Source organism: Micrococcus sp. GbtcB5, from assembly GCF_019091605.1.
GTDB classification, from domain to species: domain Bacteria; phylum Actinomycetota; class Actinomycetes; order Actinomycetales; family Micrococcaceae; genus Micrococcus; species Micrococcus luteus.
Genome location: NZ_JAGXJK010000001.1, coordinates 110,459 through 126,224 on the forward strand (window position 1 = coordinate 110,459; position 15,766 = coordinate 126,224).

The window sequence follows — 15,766 nt, forward strand, 5'->3', positions numbered from 1 at the left end:
CCGTCGCACGGCCCCGTCCCGCCCGGGGGAGCTCGTCTCCGCCGGACGGGGCGGGGCCGTCCGCGTCGGACAGCCCGGCCCGCTGAGGCCGGAGGAGGAGAGGCACGCACGTGTTCGATTCGGAGCAGCGGCGCGAGGCCGTGGATCGGCTCCTGGCGGAGCATCGCGAGCTGACGGCGCGCCTGTCCGACCCGGCGGTGCACCAGGACCCGGCGCTCGCCCGGAGGCTGAACCGGCGGTTCGCCGAGCTCGGCGCCGTGGTGACGGCGCACCGCGCCTGGTCGGCGGCCGCGGAGGAGCTGGCCGACGCGCGGGAGCTGGCCGCGGCCGGCGACGACGACGCGGCGGCCTTCGCGGCCGAGGTGCCCGGTCTGGAGGCGGCCGAGGCCGAGGCCGCCGAACGGCTGCGCCGGCTGCTGATCCCGCGCGACCCCGACGACGCGCGTGACGTGATCCTCGAGATCAAGGGCGGCGAGGGCGGCGAGGAGGCGGCCCTGTTCGCCGGCGACCTGCTGCGCATGTACCTGCGCTACGCCGAGTCCCGGGGCTGGAAGACGGAGGTCCTCTCCGCCACGCACTCCGACCTGGGCGGCTACAAGGACGTCCACGTGGCGGTGCGGGGGAGCGCGGCCGACCCGGCCGACGGCGTCTACGCCCGGCTCAAGTTCGAGGGCGGCGTGCACCGAGTGCAGCGCGTGCCCGTCACCGAGTCCCAGGGCCGCATCCACACCTCCGCCGCCGGCGTGCTCGTGCTGCCCGAGGTGGACGCCCCGGACGAGGTCCACCTCGATCCGAACGACCTCAAAGTGGACGTCTTCCGCTCCTCCGGGCCGGGCGGCCAGTCCGTCAACACGACCGACTCCGCGGTGCGTCTGACGCATCTGCCCACGGGGATCGTCGTCTCCATGCAGAACGAGAAGTCCCAGATCCAGAACCGCGAGGCCGCGCTGCGCGTGCTGCGGTCGCGGCTGCTCGAGCGGCAGCGGGCGGAGCAGGACGCCGAGAACTCCGCGGCGCGCGCCGCGCAGGTGCGCACCATGGACCGCTCGGAACGCATCCGGACCTACAACTTCCCGGAGAACCGGATCGCGGACCACCGCACCGGCTACAAGGCGCACAACCTCGACGCGGTCCTCGACGGCGACCTCGAGGCCGTGATCGCCTCCTGCCTCGCCCTCGACGAGGAGCGGCGGCTCGCCGCGCTGGGCGGGGACGCGTGAGCGCACCGGCCTGGTCCGCGCTGCTGCGCGACGCCGCCGCCCGCCTGACCGCGGTGGGCATCGACTCGCCGCGTGTGGACGCCGAGCTGCTGCTGGCCCACGTGCTCGGCCTCGACCGCGGCGCGCTGCTGGCCCGGGTGTTCGCCGGGGCCGTGGCCGAGCCCGCGCAGGCGGCGGCCTTCGAGGCGCTCGTCGGGCGCCGCGCCGCCCGCGAGCCCGTCCAGCACCTGACCGGCGTCGCGCACTTCCACGGGCTCGACCTGGCGGTCGGCCCAGGCGTCTTCGTCCCGCGGCCGGAGACCGAGCTGCTCGTGGAGACCGTCGTGGCCGACTTGGCCGCGCGGCCCGCGGCGGGCGCCGTGGTGGACCTGTGCACCGGCTCCGGCGCGATCGCCGCGGCCGTCGCGGCGTGGGGCGAGGCGCGGGGCCGCCCGCTCGCCGTCACCGCCGTCGAGCTCGACCCGACGGCGGCCGACTGGGCCCGGCGGAACCTCGCCCCGCGCGGGGTCGACCTGCGACAAGCCGATGCCCTTGTCGCGTGCCCCAACCTCGAGGGCCGCGTGGACGTCGTCGTGAGCAACCCGCCCTACGTGCCCGAGGCCGAGGTGCCCGCCCAGCCCGAGGCCCGACTGGACCCGGCGCGGGCGCTCTACGGCGGGGACGCGCCCGGGCTGCGGATCCCGCGCGCCATCGCGCACCGGGCGGCGGACCTGCTCGTCCCGGGCGGCCTGTTCGCCATGGAGCACCACGAGACGCAGGGCCCGGCCCTCCTGGCCGCCCTCGGCGCGGACCGGCGGTTCACGGGCGTCCGAGTCCACCAGGACCTCACCGGACGAGACCGGTTCCTCACGGCGCGCCGGTCCTGCGACGCCGTGGCGGGCGCGGAGGTGGAAGAATGACCGACGTGAGTGACTTCATCGACGTCTCGGATCCGGCCGCCCTCGAGGATGCCGTGGCCCGCGCCCGCGAGGTCCTCGCGGACCGCGGCTGCGTGGTCCTGCCCACGGACACCGTCTACGGCATCGGAGCGGACGCGTTCTCCCCGCTGGCCGTGGCCGTGCTGCTGGCCGCCAAGGGCCGTGGCCGCACCATGCCGCCGCCCGTGCTCATCGCGGACCGCCGCGTCATGGCCGGCCTCGCGTACGACGTGCCGGAGGAGGCCGAGGCCCTCGCCGGGCGCTTCTGGCCCGGCGCCCTCACGCTCATCCTCAAGTCCCAGCCCACGCTGACCTGGGACCTCGGCGAGACCCGCGGCACCGTCGCCCTGCGCGTGCCCGACGACGCGGTGGCCCGCGAACTGCTCTACGCCGTCGGCCCCATGGCCGTCTCCAGCGCGAACCGCACCGGCATGGACGCCGCCACCACCGCCGACGCCGCCCGCTCGATGCTGGGGGAGTCCGTGGCCCTCTACCTCGACGCCGGCCCCCGCGAGAGCCGGGATCCCTCGACGATCGTGGACTGCACCGTCACCCCGTTCCGCGTGGCCCGGCAGGGCTCCGTGCCCCTGGAGGAGCTGCGCGCGGTGGTGCCGGACCTGCTCGCCGAGGGCGAGGAGCCGCCGGTCGCCGCCGAGCGGATCGCGGCCGCCGACGACGCCGCCGCGGCGCGCCCCGCCGACCGGGAGGCCTGACCGGCCCCCATGCGCGCGTATCTCGTCCTGGTCATGGTCACGGCCGTCGCCTGCGGGGCCCTGACGCCCCTCATGCGCCGGCTGGGGCTGGGCGCGCGCGTGTTCACCCCGCTGCGCCAGCGGGATGTGCACCGGCACCCCGTGCCGAAGCTGGGCGGCGTGGCCATGGCCGCGGCCGTGCTGGTGGGATTCGCCGTCGGGGGAGTCGTGCCGTTCCTCCAGGGGATCTACGCGGACGACGCCGCGATGCGCGGGCTCCTGGTCGCCGTCGCCGTCGTGCTCGTCGTGGGCATCGCCGACGACATGTGGGACCTGCGCTGGTGGGTGAAGATGGCCGGCCAGGTGCTGGCCGGACTCGCGGTGGCCCTGGGCGGGATCCGCATCGAGGCGATGCCGGTGGGCTGGATCCCGGTGGGGAACGAGACCACGCAGGTCATCCTCACGGTGTTCGCCGTGGTGCTGACGATGAACGCGATCAACTTCGTGGACGGTCTGGACGGCCTGGCGGCGGGCGTCGCGCTGATCGGCGGCTCGGCCTTCTTCGTCTACTCGTATCTGCTGACGCGGACCATCAACCAGTTCGACTACGCCAACCTCGCCACCCTGCTCATGGCCCTGCTCGTCGGCGCGTGCGTGGGCTTCCTGCCGTGGAACCTGTCCCCGGCCCGCATCTTCATGGGCGAGGTGGGGGCCATGCTCATCGGCCTGCTGATGGCCGCGGCCGCGGTCGCCGTGACCGCCGACGTCAACGCCCTGGACGGGATGCGCTTCCGCAACGTCCCCGCCTACACGCCGATCCTGCTGCCCGTCGCCGTCCTCGCCCTGCCGCTCGCGGACCTCGCCCTGGCCGTGCTGCGGCGCACGGCCAAGGGCACCAGCCCCTTCTCGGCGGACCGCGGGCACCTGCACCACAAGCTCGTGGACGGCGGCTACACCCAGGCGCAGGCCGTCGCGCTGCTCTGGCTCTGGGCGTTCCTCGTGGCATGGGGCGCGGTGTCCCTGAACTTCGTGGACCACATGATCGTCCTACCCGTGCTCGCCGTGGCCCTGGCCGGAGCCGGCTACCTCACCCTGCATCCGATCGTGGAGCGCCGTCGCGCGGACCGGCACGACGCCGCGGCCCACCCGGACGAGCGGGGGGACGCGTGACCGGGGCGGGCGGCCGCCGACGCCGGCGCCGCTGGGAGAACCGCCGCGGCTGGTGGGGGATCCTCGGGTGGTCCCTGACCGCGGCGGGGGCTGCCCTGGCGATCACGTGCGCCGCGTGGCTGCTCTCCGTCGGCGGGGAGGCGGCCGGGAGCGCCCTGCTGGGCGGCGGCGCGGTGCTCGCGCTCTCGGCGCTCACCGGGGCGACGACGGCACTCGTGTGGGACCGGGCGCGCGAGGCGGCGCTGCCGGTCAGCGTGGGGCTGTTCGTGCTCAAGATCGCGGTGTTCGCGGTGCTGCTGGGGGTCCTGCCCCGCCCCGGCTGGGTCCGGGCGGACGCGGCGGCGATCGCCGCCCTCGTGACGATCCTCGTCTGGCAGGCCGCGGAGGTCCTCGTCTTCGCGCGGACCCGCCGCGGGATCTACACCGACTGACCCGCCCGAGGGGCGAAGACACCGAGCCGGGGGCCATGTCGTGGGCCCCTTCTGCGGTACGGAGCACGGGTCACCGTTTGGTATCGTTGGCGGCGAACACTTCGACGGCGCCCACCTGCCGCCATCCGTGTCTCGCATCGCACCGGTACCCCCGCAATGTCGCGGCGCCCGCCTGTGGTCCGGGGACGAGGCTGCGGTCCCGTCGACTGCATCACTTCGGAGAGGAACCGCGTGCTGACCCTCGTGCTGGCCAACGCATCATTCGTGCCCCCCACCATCTCTGATGGTCACCTCCCGGAGATCTTCCCCTGGGGTGCGGAGTACGGCACCGGCTTCGGCAAGCAGATGCTGCTCGTCCTGCTCTCCGTAGTGCTCATCACCGCCTTCTTCGCGTGGGCCATGCGCCGTCCCCGGCTCGTGCCCGGCAAGGCCCAGTGGCTCGCCGAGTCCGGCTACTCCTTCGTCCGGAACGACATCGCGAAGGACATCCTGGGCGAGAAGAACTTCAAGCAGTGGGTCCCGCTGCTCTTCTCCATCTTCTTCTTCGTGCTGCTGAACAACCTGTTCGGCGCCATCCCGGTGCTGCAGCTGCCGACCTTCTCCCACGCGGGCGCCGCCTACGGCCTGGCCCTCATCGTCTACGCGATCTGGATCGGCGTCGGCATCAAGCGCCACGGCGTGCGCTACCTGAAGCTGGCCGTCGTGCCCTCGGGTGTGCCCGGCTGGATCCTGCCGCTGCTCGTGCCGCTGGAGATCATCTCCAACTTCATCGTGCGCCCGCTGACCCACTCCCTGCGTCTGATGGCCACCATGCTCTCCGGCCACATGATCGTGATGCTCGCCGGCGCCGGCGCCGCCTACCTGATCACGCAGACCGGCAGCCTGGCCCTGCAGGGCACCGGCATCCTGGTCATCCTCGGCTCGGTGGCCCTGTACTTCCTCGAGCTGCTGATCATGTACCTGCAGGCCTTCGTCTTCACGCTGCTGACCGCGATCTACATCCAGGGCGCGATCGACGCGAACGACCACTGATCTTCCGGGGCCGCCTCGGGCACGACCCAGGCGGCTGCGGTACGGCGGGAGAGCCCGCCACCAGTCTTCCCGGCCCTCCGCAGGAGGACCACCCGGGAGGCCGACCCTCCACAACCCGGCCGGACACCTCGGCCTCGTGAAAGGAACACCATGGAACTGCACGGTTCGCTCAACATGATCGGCTACGGCCTCGCCGCCATCGGCTCCGCCATCGGCGTGGGCCTGATCTTCGCCGCCTACATCAACGGCGTCGCCCGTCAGCCGGAGGCCCAGCGCATCCTGCAGCCGATCGCCCTCCTGGGCTTCGCGCTCGCCGAGGCCCTCGCCATCCTGGGCCTCGTCTTCGCCTTCGTCATCGGCGCCTGACGCGCCGCGTCCACGGAGCGCCCGCACGGTGAGACCGTCGGTGCTCCCTCTCCACAGGACTCTTGACCGAAGGATGGTTGAAACATGATCAGCAACGGACTGATCCTCGCGGCGGCTGAGGGGGCCAACCCCCTGATCCCCAACCCGTGGGAGATCCTCGTCGTCGTGGTGGGCTTCGCCCTGCTCATGTTCATCGTCATCAAGTTCATCGTCCCGACCCTCGAGAAGTCCTACCAGGACCGTGTCGAGGCGATCGAGGGCGGTCTGGCCAAGGCTGAGAAGGCCCAGGCCGAGGCGAACGCGATGATGGCGGACTACGAGTCGCAGCTGGCGGACGCCCGCACCGAGGCGAACCGCATCCGCGAGGATGCCCGCACCGAGGCCGCCGAGATCGTGGCCGAGGCGCGCGAGCGCGCGACCGCCGAGGCGACGCGCATCTCCGAGCAGGCGCAGGCGCAGATCGCCGCCGAGCGTCAGCAGGCCGCCGCGCAGCTCAAGGGCGAGGTCGGCTCGCTGGCCACGACCCTGGCCGGCAAGATCGTGGGCGAGTCCCTCGAGGACGACGCCCGCTCGCAGCGCGTGGTCGACCGCTTCCTGGCTGACCTGGACCGTCACCAGAGCGCAGGTGTCGCCGAATGATGACGGGCGCATCGAGGGACTCCCTGGCCGCCTCCCTGGAGGCCGTCGGTCCGGTGCTGGACGAGGGCGGCGTGGCCCTGGCACGCGAGCTGTTCGGCGCGCTGGACGTGGTGGACGAGCACGGCGCCCTGCGCCGCGCCCTGACCGACCCCGCCTGGACCACCGAGCGCCGTCACGGCCTCGTCGACTCGCTGTTCGGCGCCCGGGTGACCCCCGGTGCACTGCAGGTCCTCAAGGACCTGGCCGGCCGCCGCTGGTCGGCGGAGCGCGATCTCGGGGACGCCCTCGAGACGGTGGCCGCGCACGCGGCCGCCGCTGAGGCCGCACGCGGCGGACACGCGGGCCTGGCCGCCCTCTCGGGCGAGCTGCTGGCCTTCAACCGCACGGTGGAGGACTCGCACGAGGTGCAGCGGGCGCTCACCGACCAGCACGCACCCCTCGAGGCACGGGCCGCTCTGGCCGGTCGCCTCCTGGGCGAGTCGGCCAGCCCGGCCGGCCGACTGCTGGTCGAGCGCGCCGTCTCGGCCCCGCGCGGCCTGAAGCCGTCCGCCGCCGTCCGCAAGGCCGCGGACGTCGTCGCCGAGCGGCAGCGCCAGTGGATCGCCGAGGTGACCGTGGCCCGGCCGCTCGAGGCCGAGCAGCAGGAGCGGCTGGCCCTGGGCCTGCGCCGCGCCTTCGGCCGCGATCTCGTCATGGACGTGACGGTGGACCCCCACGTGGTGGGCGGCATCCGCGTCCAGGTCGGCGACGACGTCGTCGACGGGTCCATGGCCGCGCGCCTCCACGACCTCCAGCGGCGGATGGCCGGCTGACGCCGGCTCCCGCCCGCATCCGGAACACCCACGAACGTAAGCATCATCGTCACGTCGATGATCACCAAGCACAGAGAGCAGGGACTGCAGATGGCCGAATTGACCATCAACGCTGACGATGTCCGCAATGCCTTGAACGATTTCGCGGCATCGTACGAACCGTCGGGCACCGATCGCACCGAGGTCGGCCGTGTCATCTCCGCGGCGGACGGCATCGCTCGTGTGGAGGGTCTGCCCTCCGTCATGGCGAACGAGCTGCTGCGCTTCGAGAACGGCATCCAGGGCCTGGCCCAGAACCTCGACACCCGTGAGATCGGTGTCGTCGTCCTCGGCGAGTTCCAGGAGATCCGCGAGGGCATGGAGGTGCAGCGCACCGGCGAGATCCTCTCCGTCCCGGTGGGCGACGCCTTCCTGGGCCGTGTGGTGGACCCGCTGGGCCAGCCCATCGACGACCTGGGCCCGATCGAGGCCGAGGGCCGCCGTGCCCTCGAGCTGCAGGCGCCGACCGTGACCGAGCGCAAGTCGGTCCACGAGCCGCTGCAGACCGGCATGAAGGCCATCGACGCCATGATCCCGATCGGCCGTGGCCAGCGTCAGCTGATCATCGGTGACCGCCAGACCGGCAAGACCGCGATCGCCGTCGACACGATCCTCAACCAGAAGGCCAACTGGGAGTCGGGCGACGTCGAGAAGCAGGTCCGCTGCGTCTACGTGGCCGTGGGCCAGAAGGCCTCCACCATCGCCGGCGTCCGCGCCACGCTGGAGGAGCACGGCGCTCTGGAGTACACCACCATCGTGGCCTCCCCGGCGTCCGACCCGGCCGGCTTCAAGTACCTCGCCCCCTACGCCGGCTCGGCCATCGGCCAGCACTGGATGTACGGCGGCAAGCACGTGCTGATCATCTTCGACGACCTGTCGAAGCAGGCCGAGGCCTACCGCGCCGTCTCCCTGCTGCTGCGCCGCCCGCCGGGCCGCGAGGCCTACCCGGGTGACGTCTTCTACCTGCACTCCCGGCTCCTCGAGCGCTGCGCCAAGCTCTCGGACGAGATGGGCGCGGGCTCGATGACCGGCCTGCCGATCATCGAGACCAAGGCGAACGACGTGTCGGCCTACATCCCGACCAACGTCATCTCCATCACCGACGGCCAGATCTTCCTGCAGTCGGACCTGTTCAACGCCAACCAGCGTCCCGCCGTGGACGTGGGCATCTCGGTGTCCCGCGTGGGCGGCGCCGCCCAGGTCAAGGCCATGAAGAAGGTCTCCGGCACGCTGAAGCTGGACCTGGCGCAGTACCGCGACCAGCAGGCGTTCTCCATGTTCGCCTCCGACCTGGACCCGGCCACCCGCCGCCAGCTCGCCCGCGGTGAGCGCCTCATGGAGCTGCTCAAGCAGCCGCAGTACTCGCCCTACCCGGTCGAGGAGCAGGTCGTGTCCATCTGGGCCGGCTCCAAGGGCCACCTCGACGAGGTGCCGGTGCAGGACGTGCTGCGCTTCGAGCGCGAGTTCATCGACCACCTGCGTCGCCACACCTCCGTCCTGACCGACATCGCCTCCACCGGCAAGCTCGAGGACGGCACCGTGTCCGCGCTCGAGTCGGCCGTCGCCGAGTTCTCCAAGGGCTTCCAGTCCTCCGAGGACGGCGGCGTGCAGGCCGGCCACGAGGAGCACCGCGCGATCGAGCAGGACCAGGTCGCGCAGGAGCAGATCACCAAGCAGAAGCGCTGACCGCCGGTCGGTGAGGGAGCGGTCCGGCGTCGGACCCCACGGGGACGACGCCGGGCCGCCCTCCCGCCAGGGAAAGGACCACCATGGGAGCCCAGATCCGGGTCTACCGTCAGAAGATCGCGTCGACGTCGTCGATGAAGAAGATCTTCAAGGCGATGGAGCTGATCGCCACGTCTCGCATCACCAAGGCACGTGAGCGCGTCAGCGCGTCGCTGCCCTACGCGAACGCGATCACCCGCGCCGTCTCGGCCGTGTCGAGCCAGCACGACATCGATCATGTCCTCACCACGGAGCCCGAGAACCCGACCCGGGCGGCCGTGCTCATCATGTCCTCGGACCGCGGCCTCGCCGGCGCGTACTCCGCGAACGTGCTGCGCAAGGCCGAGCAGCTCCTCACCCGCCTCGGCGAGGAGGGCAAGGACGTGGACGTGTACGTCGTCGGCCGCAAGGCGCAGACGTACTTCGACTTCCGCGGCCGCGGCTACAAGAAGCTGTGGACCGGTCAGACGGACGCCCCCGTCGCCGAGCGCGCCGCCGAGATCGGCGAGGTGCTCGTGGATGCGTTCCTCACGGACACGGCGGACGGCGGCGTGGACGAGATCCACGTCGTGTTCACCGAGTTCGTCTCGCTCGTGAAGCAGAACCCCCACGTGGTGCGCCTGCTGCCCCTCGAGGTCGTCGAGGAGGAGGCCGCCACCGCCGAGGACGTGCTGCCGCTCTACGAGTACGAGCCGGACGCGGAGGAGGTCCTCGACGCGCTGCTGCCCAAGTACATCGAGTCGCGCATCTTCAACGCGATGCTGCAGTCGGCGGCCTCGGAGCTCGCCAACCGTCAGCGCGCCATGAAGTCGGCGGGCGACAACGCCACGAGCCTCATCAAGGACTACACCCTCCTGATGAACAACGCCCGTCAGGCCGAGATCACCCAGGAGCTCACCGAGCTCATCGCGGGCGCGGACGCGCTCAACAACTCCTGAGCCCGTTCGGGACTCACCAGACTCGCCATCCACACACGATAGAAGTGAGAGAGATGACTGCCACCATCACTGACCAGGGCACCGGGACCCCCACCGGCGGTGCCACCGGACGCGTGTCCCGCGTCATCGGCCCCGTGATCGACGCCGAGTTCCCGGCCAACGCGATGCCGGAGATCTACAACGCGCTGACCACCGAGATCGACTTCAACGGCCAGCGCCGCACGGTCACCTTCGAGGTCGCCCAGCACCTCGGCGACAACATGGTCCGCGCCATCTCCCTGCAGTCCACCGACGGCCTGGTGCGCGGCACCGACGTCGTGGACACCGGTGCCCCCATCTCGGTGCCGGTCGGCGACGCCGTGAAGGGCCACATCTTCAACGTGCTCGGCGAGACCCTGGACATGCCGACCTCGCAGCTGCAGGCCGAGGACCGCTGGCCGATCCACCGCCCGGCCCCGAACTTCGCGTCCCTCGAGGGCTCCACCGAGATGCTGGAGACCGGCATCAAGGTCATCGACCTGCTGACCCCCTACATCAAGGGCGGCAAGATCGGCCTGTTCGGCGGCGCCGGCGTGGGCAAGACCGTGCTCATCCAGGAGATGATCACCCGTGTGGCCCGCAACTTCGGCGGCACCTCCGTGTTCGCCGGCGTCGGCGAGCGCACCCGTGAGGGCAACGACCTCTGGGTCGAGATGGACGAGGCGGACGTCCTGAAGGACACCGCCCTCGTGTTCGGCCAGATGGACGAGCCGCCGGGCACGCGTCTGCGTGTGGCCCTGTCCGCGCTGACCATGGCGGAGTACTTCCGCGATGTGCAGAACCAGGACGTGCTGCTGTTCATCGACAACATCTTCCGCTTCTCGCAGGCCGGTTCCGAGGTCTCCACGCTGCTGGGCCGCATGCCCTCCGCCGTGGGCTACCAGCCGAACCTGGCGGACGAGATGGGTGTGCTCCAGGAGCGCATCACCTCGACCCGCGGCCACTCCATCACCTCGATGCAGGCCGTGTACGTCCCCGCGGACGACTACACCGACCCGGCCCCGGCCAACGTGTTCGCGCACCTGGACGCGACCACCAACCTGACCCGTGACCTCGCGTCCCGTGGCCTGTACCCGGCCGTGGACCCGCTGGCCTCGACCTCGCGCATCCTCGACCCGCAGTACGTGGGCCAGGACCACTACGACGTGGCCATCCGCGTGAAGCAGATCCTGCAGAAGAACAAGGAGCTGCAGGACATCATCGCGATCCTCGGTGTGGACGAGCTCTCCGAGGAGGACAAGATCACCGTGGGCCGCGCCCGCAAGATCGAGCAGTTCCTCTCGCAGAACACCTACACCGCCAAGCAGTTCACCGGCGTCGAGGGCTCCACCGTGCCGGTCAAGGACACCGTCGAGGGCTTTAAGGCCATCGCCGACGGCGACCTGGACCACGTCGCGGAGCAGGCCTTCTACAACGTGGGCGGCCTGGACGACGTCGAGCGCGAGTGGGCCAAGATCCAGGCCGAGGGCTGATCGATCATGGCTGAGCTCAACGTCGAGATCGTCTCCGAGGAGCGGTCCATCTGGTCGGGCGCCGCGTCGGCCGTGTCGGCGCGCACCGTCAACGGTGAGATCGGCATCCTCCCGGGCCACACCCCGATGCTCGCCGTCCTCGGCGACGGCGAGGTCGTGGTGCGGACCACGGACGGCGGCACCGTCACCGCGCAGGCCCGCGGCGGCTTCTTCTCCGTGGACCACGACCGTGTCGTGATCGCCGCGACGTCCGCCCGGCTGGGCGACGCCGCGGCGGCCTGACGCGGCGCGGCAGGACCTGACGGTGGAGGGCCCGGTGCTCATCGCCTCGGCGACCGTGGTGGCAGTCATCGTGCTGTCGGCACTCGCCCTGGTGATGCGGCGCCGGGCCCTCGCCCGTGTCACGGCCGCCTTCCCTGCGGTCCTGGAGCGGGAGGGCCCGGGGCGTGAGCGTGTGATCGGCGTGTACGACGAGTCCCGCCTGCGCCTCACCGGGGGCTGGCGCCTCTCGCGGGAGCGCTGGAGCGCGGACCGGAGCCGCCTGCAGATCGACCGCCTCCCGGCGGACGAGGCCGGCCGGGCCGTCCTGGAGCTGAGCGCCGGCACACGTCCGGTGCGCGTCGTCGTCGACCCCGACGACGCCGGCGCCCTGCGCGCCTGGAGCGAGGCGGGGCCGTCCGCGGCGTCGTCCTTCTGGCGCCGCTGAGCCCGCCCGGCGCCTCAGAACAGGCGGGACTCGGCGTCGTCCACGCCGCGCATCGCGTCGTAGTCGAGGGTGACGCAGCGGATGCCGCGGTCCTCGGCGAGGGTGCGGGCCTGGGGCTTGATCTGCTGGGCCGCGAACACGCCGCGCACGGGCGCCAGGAGCGGGTCCCGGTTCATCAGCTCGAGGTAGCGGGTGAGCTGCTCGACCCCGTCGATGTCCCCGCGGCGCTTGAGCTCGACCGCCACGGTGCCGCCGTCGGCGTCGCGGGCCAGGATGTCCACGGGGCCGATCGCCGTCATGTACTCGCGGCGCACGAGGGTGTGGCCGTCGCCGAGCAGGCTGATCTGCTCGGCCAGCAGACGCTGCAGATCCGCCTCCACGCCGTCCTTGACGAGGCCGGGGTCCACGCCGAGCTCGTGGGAGTCGTCCGCCAGGACCTCCTCGATGAGCACGATGAGCCGGTCGTCGGACTTCTTGGCCTGCACGCGCCAGACCTGCGTCACCCCCTGGTCGGCCTGGTCGGGGAAGGGCTCCTCCACGTGCAGGGTCGCGGGCGGCGACATCCAGTTGAGGGGCTTGTAGGAGCCGCCGTCGGAGTGCACCAGCACCGAGCCGTCCGCCTTCACCATGAGCAGGCGGGTGGCGGTGGGCAGGTGGGCGTTCAGGCGGCCCTCATAGGTCACGGAGCAGCGGGCAATGACGAGTCGCACCGGTCCATCCTAGGCGGACCGCGCCCACCGGCTCTTGTGCCAGCATGGAGGCATGCCCCGTTCGAACCGCCCCCGCCGCTCGTCCGCGCCTCGGCGGAGCGAGCGCGGGGCCTCCGGCGCCTCCCGGCGGTCCCGGCCGTCGCCGGGGCGCGCCGACCCGCTCGAGGAGCTCCTCGGCCTGGACGCGGGCTACTCGCGCCAGTCCGGGTCCGACGGCGGATGGCACGTCCGGCAGATCCCCGCGTGGCGCGCGGTGAAGGACTACACGTGCCCCGGCTGCGGTCAGGTGATCCGGCAGGGCCAGGCGCACCTCGTGGCCTGGCGCGCCGACTGGATCATGGGGGATGAGGACGCGGGGGCGGACCGGCGGCACTGGCACCCGGTGTGCTGGCGCACCCGACCGGGCCGCTGACCGCGCGGTCCGGGCCGCGCCGCCGTCGTGGGCCTACCGGGCGTCCTGGCGGGGGATGAAGACCTCGCGGACCAGCAGCAGCAGCGCGGCGGCGAGCGGGATCGCCATGAGGGCGCCGAGGACGCCCAGCAGCGCGCCACCGGCGATCACCGCGATCACGGCCACGGCCGCCGGCACGGACACCGCGCGCGCCATGACACGCGGCGAGATGACGTAGGCCTCGATCTGCAGGTAGACGAAGTAGATGGCCGCGAACACGGCGGCGGTCTGCCACGAGGTCAGCAGGCTCACGAGGGTCAGCAGCGTACCGCCGATCGCGGCGCCCACCAGCGGGATGAACGCCATGAAGGCGGCGATCGCGGCGAGCAGGACGGCGAAGGGGGCGCCGGCGATGGCCAGCGCCGTGAACGCCACCGCGCCGTTGAGGGCGGCCACGAAGGACTGGCCCATCACGTAGTGGCCGACCGAGGAGGTGATCTGCTCGGACAGCGCCTCGATCCGGGGCCGGCGCGAACGCGGTGCGAGCCGGTAGGCCCAGTACTTCATGTGCGGCAGGGAGGAGAGGAAGTACAGCGTCAGCACGACCACCACGAGCACCGAGAAGACGGCGTTCAGCACGGTCTGGCCGAAGCCGAGGAGCCCGCCGAACAGGTCGGTGACGGCGACGCCGTCGGCGGCGAGGCGCTCGGTCTGGGCGCGAACGGCCTCCTGGAGGTGGAACTCCTCGTCGAGTTGCACGAACCACTCGGCGGTCATCACCCCGTCGATGATGGCCGGCAGGTCCTGGACCAGCTGCGTGGACTGCTCGATCACCGTGGGGACCAGGAGGGCGACGAACGCCCCGGCCACGGCGGCCAGGCCGAGCGCGGCCGTGAGCACGCCGACCCAGCGGGGCGCGCCCCAGGACTCGACCCGGCGCACCAGCGGATCCAGGCCCAGGGCGATGAACAGGGCCGCGGCGATCCACACGATGAGGTGTCCGTTCGTGCGCAGCACCGAGACGACGCCGATGGCCAGGGCCACGCCCACCGCGAGCAGGAAGCCGGTCAGCACGGGGGACTCGAGAGCCACGGCCGCGACCGCCGGATCCTCGGCGCCGTCGACGGGGACCGACTCGGGGTCCACCCGGTCCTCCTCGAGGAAGGGTCGGCGCCGCCGCAGGACGGAGCCCAGGCGGGGCAGTCGACGACGCCCGGCGGGCGTCGGCCCGTGCGACGGCGGCGCGGCGGCCACCCCGACCGGCTCCACGGGGATGCCGGCCACGGGCGGCTGCTCGGTGCCCTCGGGCTCGGCCGGGGCGCGGACGTCGGCGACGCCGGCGGCGTCCGGGCCGGATGCGGTCTCCTTCTCCTCCACGCGCTCAGCGTACGTCAGGGCCCCGGCCTGACCGCGCCGCGCCGGGGAGGCTACCGTGGGGCGCAGTGACAACGCCTCTCGCCCCGGCGACGGGGCGGACCCGGACCGGAAGGATCGTGACCGACGTGACCGCCCAGCCCCCCTCCGACGCCCCGTCCCACCTGCGCGGCGCCGTCGACCTGTCCTCGCTCGGCACCCCGGCCCCGGCCGGGCGGACCGCCCCGGGGGCCGACGCCGGCGCCGGCGGCGGCTCGTGGGTGATCGCGGACGCCGACCAGGGTCTGCTGCAGCAGCTGGTCCAGCTCTCCGCCCAGGTGCCGGTGCTGCTGCACCTGCACGTGCCCGGGGACGCGGCGAGCGAGGCGCTCTACCGGCAGTTCGCGGACGCGGTCGACGCCCAGGCGGGACGGCTCGTGCTCGCGCGTCTGGACGTGGCGAAGGAGCCCACCGTGCTGCAGGCGCTGGGCCTGGGGGCCGGCCCCGCGGTCATGGCCGTGGTGGCGGGGCAGCCGGTGCCGCTGGTCAATCAGGAGGTGCCGGAGGAGACGCTGCGCCAGCTCATGGGGGAGATCCTCGAGGTGGCCCGTCAGAACGGCGTCGCCGGCACCGTGCCCCCCGTCGCTCCGGCGCGCCAGGACGCCGGCGCCGCGGCCGCGGAGGCCCCGCCCGTGCCGCCGCTGCACCGGGCCGCCCATGAGGCCCTCGCCGCCGACGACCTGCCCGGGGCCGTCTCGGCGTGGGAGGCGGCGCTGGCCGACAGCCCCGCGGACGCCGTGGCCCAGCAGGGCCTGTCCGCGGCCCGCCTCATGCTGCGCACCCGCGACGCCGACGCCGCGGCGGTGCGCGCGGCCGCCGCGGACGGCCCGGACGACGTCGCCGCCCAGCTCGCCGTCGCCGACCTGGACGTGCTCGGTGGCCACGTGGAGGACGCCTTCGCCCGGCTCGTGCGGTTCATCGCCCTCCACCCCGGCGACGACCGGGAGACGGCGCGCGCCCACCTCGTGGACCTCTACACCGTGGTGGGCACGGACGATCCCCGTGTGCAGGCCTCGCGGCGTCGGCTGGCCGCAGCGCTGTTCTGAGGGACCCA

General features: G+C 72.7%; 18 protein-coding genes. 16 read left to right on the top strand and 2 right to left on the bottom strand.

The annotated features are described in order from the left end of the window. Positions 1-110: 110 nt before the first annotated feature. The 14 genes from prfA to KVS67_RS00570 all read left to right on the top strand — a co-directional run bounded on the left by prfA (position 111) and on the right by KVS67_RS00570 (position 12,198). Positions 111-1,220 carry a peptide chain release factor 1 gene (gene prfA, locus KVS67_RS00505; RefSeq protein WP_036382191.1) on the top strand — a complete coding sequence of 370 codons (1,110 nt, stop codon included), beginning with the start codon at positions 111-113 and terminating at the stop codon, positions 1,218-1,220. Next, on the top strand, positions 1,217-2,119 hold the full coding sequence (gene prmC, locus KVS67_RS00510) for a peptide chain release factor N(5)-glutamine methyltransferase (protein WP_036382189.1): 903 nt from the start codon (positions 1,217-1,219) through the stop codon (positions 2,117-2,119). The genes prfA and prmC overlap by 4 nt, the downstream gene beginning before the upstream one ends. Then, positions 2,116-2,850, top strand: coding sequence for an L-threonylcarbamoyladenylate synthase (locus KVS67_RS00515; RefSeq protein ID WP_036313064.1), 735 nt, complete (start codon positions 2,116-2,118; stop codon positions 2,848-2,850). Before prmC ends, KVS67_RS00515 begins: the two co-directional genes overlap by 4 nt. A gap of 9 nt (positions 2,851-2,859) precedes the next feature. Then, a complete protein-coding gene (locus KVS67_RS00520) occupies positions 2,860-3,999 on the top strand; it encodes an MraY family glycosyltransferase (RefSeq protein ID WP_041103236.1) in 1,140 nt (379 codons plus the stop codon). After that, on the top strand, positions 3,996-4,430 hold the full coding sequence (locus KVS67_RS00525) for a hypothetical protein (RefSeq protein WP_036382185.1): 435 nt from the start codon (positions 3,996-3,998) through the stop codon (positions 4,428-4,430). Before KVS67_RS00520 ends, KVS67_RS00525 begins: the two co-directional genes overlap by 4 nt. A 231-nt stretch (positions 4,431-4,661) precedes the next feature. Beyond that, a complete protein-coding gene (gene atpB, locus KVS67_RS00530) occupies positions 4,662-5,462 on the top strand; it encodes a F0F1 ATP synthase subunit A (RefSeq protein WP_036382182.1) in 801 nt (266 codons plus the stop codon). Positions 5,463-5,612: 150 nt separating this feature from the next. Further along, entirely contained in the window at positions 5,613-5,828 is a 216-nt protein-coding gene (locus KVS67_RS00535; protein ID WP_002857264.1) for an ATP synthase subunit C, read from the top strand. A gap of 84 nt (positions 5,829-5,912) precedes the next feature. Next, on the top strand, positions 5,913-6,467 hold the full coding sequence (locus tag KVS67_RS00540) for a F0F1 ATP synthase subunit B (protein WP_002857262.1): 555 nt from the start codon (positions 5,913-5,915) through the stop codon (positions 6,465-6,467). After that, positions 6,464-7,279, top strand: a complete 816-nt coding sequence (locus KVS67_RS00545; protein ID WP_049145267.1) for a F0F1 ATP synthase subunit delta — start codon at positions 6,464-6,466, stop codon at positions 7,277-7,279. Before KVS67_RS00540 ends, KVS67_RS00545 begins: the two co-directional genes overlap by 4 nt. 90 nt (positions 7,280-7,369) lie before the next feature. Further along, positions 7,370-9,004: a F0F1 ATP synthase subunit alpha gene (gene atpA / locus KVS67_RS00550; protein ID WP_036334989.1), complete on the top strand. Its 1,635-nt coding sequence runs from the start codon at positions 7,370-7,372 to the stop codon at positions 9,002-9,004. Positions 9,005-9,087: 83 nt separating this feature from the next. Beyond that, positions 9,088-9,981: a F0F1 ATP synthase subunit gamma gene (locus KVS67_RS00555; RefSeq protein WP_041103232.1), complete on the top strand. Its 894-nt coding sequence runs from the start codon at positions 9,088-9,090 to the stop codon at positions 9,979-9,981. Positions 9,982-10,034: 53 nt separating this feature from the next. After that, positions 10,035-11,492, top strand: a complete 1,458-nt coding sequence (gene atpD / locus KVS67_RS00560; protein WP_041103230.1) for a F0F1 ATP synthase subunit beta — start codon at positions 10,035-10,037, stop codon at positions 11,490-11,492. A gap of 6 nt (positions 11,493-11,498) precedes the next feature. Next, entirely contained in the window at positions 11,499-11,774 is a 276-nt protein-coding gene (locus KVS67_RS00565) for a F0F1 ATP synthase subunit epsilon (RefSeq protein WP_036313044.1), read from the top strand. 34 nt (positions 11,775-11,808) lie between these two features. Beyond that, positions 11,809-12,198 (top strand): DUF2550 family protein, encoded by a 390-nt coding sequence (locus tag KVS67_RS00570; protein WP_230259842.1) that lies wholly within the window; start codon positions 11,809-11,811, stop codon positions 12,196-12,198. Positions 12,199-12,212: 14 nt separating this feature from the next. Here the strand turns inward: KVS67_RS00570 and nucS are convergent, their stop codons facing one another. Continuing rightward, positions 12,213-12,908: an endonuclease NucS gene (nucS, locus tag KVS67_RS00575; protein WP_041103228.1), complete on the bottom strand. Its 696-nt coding sequence runs from the start codon at positions 12,906-12,908 to the stop codon at positions 12,213-12,215. A 52-nt stretch (positions 12,909-12,960) separates the two neighbouring features. On the opposite strand from nucS, the gene KVS67_RS00580 reads away from it, so the two are divergent. Then, positions 12,961-13,320, top strand: coding sequence for a hypothetical protein (locus tag KVS67_RS00580; RefSeq protein ID WP_041103226.1), 360 nt, complete (start codon positions 12,961-12,963; stop codon positions 13,318-13,320). 33 nt (positions 13,321-13,353) lie between these two features. Here the strand turns inward: KVS67_RS00580 and KVS67_RS00585 are convergent, their stop codons facing one another. Beyond that, entirely contained in the window at positions 13,354-14,676 is a 1,323-nt protein-coding gene (locus tag KVS67_RS00585) for an AI-2E family transporter (RefSeq protein ID WP_041103224.1), read from the bottom strand. Between the two features lie 125 nt (positions 14,677-14,801). Between KVS67_RS00585 and KVS67_RS00590 the strand changes: the two genes are divergently transcribed. Further along, positions 14,802-15,758, top strand: a complete 957-nt coding sequence (locus KVS67_RS00590; protein WP_230956233.1) for a co-chaperone YbbN — start codon at positions 14,802-14,804, stop codon at positions 15,756-15,758. The last annotated feature ends 8 nt before the right edge of the window (positions 15,759-15,766 follow it).